This is a genomic window from Pseudomonas sp. 34 E 7, assembly GCF_900005715.1.
In the GTDB taxonomy this organism is placed as follows: domain Bacteria; phylum Pseudomonadota; class Gammaproteobacteria; order Pseudomonadales; family Pseudomonadaceae; genus Aquipseudomonas; species Aquipseudomonas orientalis_A.
Window position 1 is genome coordinate 1 of sequence record NZ_CVTX01000025.1, and the last position, 2,067, is coordinate 2,067.

At 65.7% G+C, this 2,067-nt stretch carries 2 protein-coding genes and 1 pseudogene; all 3 read right to left on the minus strand.

The genetic code is table 11. The annotated features are described in order from the left end of the window. Positions 1-702 (minus strand): adenosylcobinamide-phosphate synthase CbiB (gene cbiB, locus BFP96_RS00710; RefSeq protein WP_065935387.1); only part of this gene is annotated, 702 nt, incomplete at its 3' end. After that, a complete protein-coding gene (bluB, locus tag BFP96_RS00715; protein WP_065895743.1) occupies positions 699-1,349 on the minus strand; it encodes a 5,6-dimethylbenzimidazole synthase in 651 nt (216 codons plus the stop codon). The genes bluB and cbiB, both read right to left, overlap by 4 nt. After that, positions 1,346-2,067: pseudogene (locus BFP96_RS00720) on the minus strand (cobyrinate a,c-diamide synthase); the annotation flags it as partial. The gene bluB and the pseudogene BFP96_RS00720, both read right to left, overlap by 4 nt.

The window sequence follows — 2,067 nt, forward strand, 5'->3', positions numbered from 1 at the left end:
GGCGTTGGGGCTGTCCCAGGTCGGCCCCTGGGTGCGCCAGCATCTGAGCGCCAGCCGCGTCTTGCCCAGCAGCGCGTAGGTTAATGCCACCAGACGCGCAGGAATATAGTTGAGCCCATCGTCGATCTTCGCCGCCGCCCAGCCGAAGCGCTCAAAGCGTTCGTTGCGATAGCCCCACATGGCGTCAAGGGTGTTGCTCAGGCGATAGAGCACCACGCCCGGCACGCCGGCGACCACAAACCAGAACAGTGCGGCGAACACCGCGTCGCTGCCGTTTTCGAGCACCGACTCGGTGGCGGCGCGGGCAACCTCGGTGTGATCCAACTCGCTGGTCTGGCGGCTGACCAGATAGCTCACGCGTTTGCGCGCCTCTTCCAGGTCATCGCTGCGCAGGGCCTGGGCAACCGGGATCACATGCTCCCCCAGGCTGCGCATGCCCAGGGCGCAATACAGCGCCAGGATTTCCAGCACCCAACCGATATAAGGCGCCCAGGATAATGCGGTGGCGAGCAGGGTCAGCGGCACCACCGCGATAAACCACGCGGTCACGCCATGGCTGCGCCAGCCACGGCCCCCCGTGTTGAAACGCTGCTCGATACGCCCGGCAAAATTGCCGAACGCCACCAGCGGATGCCAGCGCCTGGGCTCGCCCAGCAGCGCATCCAGCGCCACGGCGGCGACACACAGCAAGGCCACACTCATTGACTCACTCCCCACAGGTTTTCATACAGCATGTCACTCAATGGCCGAGGTTCGGTCCAACCTTCGAGTTGCAACATCGGTGCCGGATAGAACGCGGCGACCGGCCCCAGGCACAGCACCGCCAGGGGTTTTGCGCCCGCCGGCAACCCCAGCAGGTCGGCCAGGGCCTGGGGTTCGAACAACGAGACCCAGCCCATGCCCAGGCCCTCGACGCGGGCGGCCAGCCACAGGTTCTGGATTGCGCAGGACAAGGACGCCATGTCCATTTCCGGCAAGGTGCGCCGGCCAAAGATGTGCCGCTCGCGATCGTCCATCAGTGCTGCCACCAGCACTTCGGCGCAGTCGTGGATGCCTTCGACCTTGAGCTTCATGAAGTCGTCGGAACGCTCGCCCAGGGCCTCGGCGGTGCGGATGCGTTCTTCTTCCACCAGTTGTTGAATGCGGCCCCGCAATTGACGGTCGCTGATGCGGATAAACCGCCACGGCTGCATCAGGCCGACGCTCGGCGCCTGGTGGGCGGCCTGGAGCAGGCGTTGCAGTAATTCAGGCGCGACGCTGCCACCGCTGAAATGGCGCATGTCGCGGCGTTCGGCGATGGCGCGGTAGACGGCTTGGCGGTCGGCCTCGGGGAAGGCGTGGTCAGTCATGGCCTCATCGGGGGCAAGCCCCCTCCCACATTGGATGGGGTTTCAACTCGGTCAATTGTGGGAGGGGCGGTGCGACGATTCGACTTGCCCCCGATAGCGGTACCGGGACCTGGCGCAAACAAAGCGGCCACCGCCGCCGGGTTCGACGGAAAGTAAAAGTGCACATAGGAGGCCGTCATCCGCCCCTGCCGATACACCGCCTCGGCCCCGCGCCCGCCATTGGGGCTGAGCCCGCGGGCGATCGGCTCACACTCAGTGCTGGTCAGGGAGTGGTGATAGGTATGCCCGCGCAACGTGCCCTCGGGCAGCTCCACGCTTTGCAGCGCCAGGGCCGCCAATTTCTTTTGCATCACGGCGTCGCCCTGCAGCAGGCCGAGCAGTTCGGCGCGGTTGCCGTCGACATCGGTAAGCGAGTCGAGCAGGTACAGCATGCCGCCACACTCGGCGAGCAATGGCTTGCCGGCGGCGTGATGGGCGCGGATTGCCTCAAGCATCGCGGTATTTTGCGCCAGCGCCAGGTGATGCAATTCCGGGTAGCCACCCGGCAGGTACAGGCTGTCGGCGTCAGGCAACGCATGATCATGAAGGGGCGAGAAGAACGTGAGCTGCGCGCCCATTGCCCGCAGCAGGTCGAGGCTGGCGCCGTAGGTAAAGGCGAAGGCTTCGTCACGGGCAACCGCAATGCGCACCCCGGCGAGCAGCGGCTTGGCCGCGATGA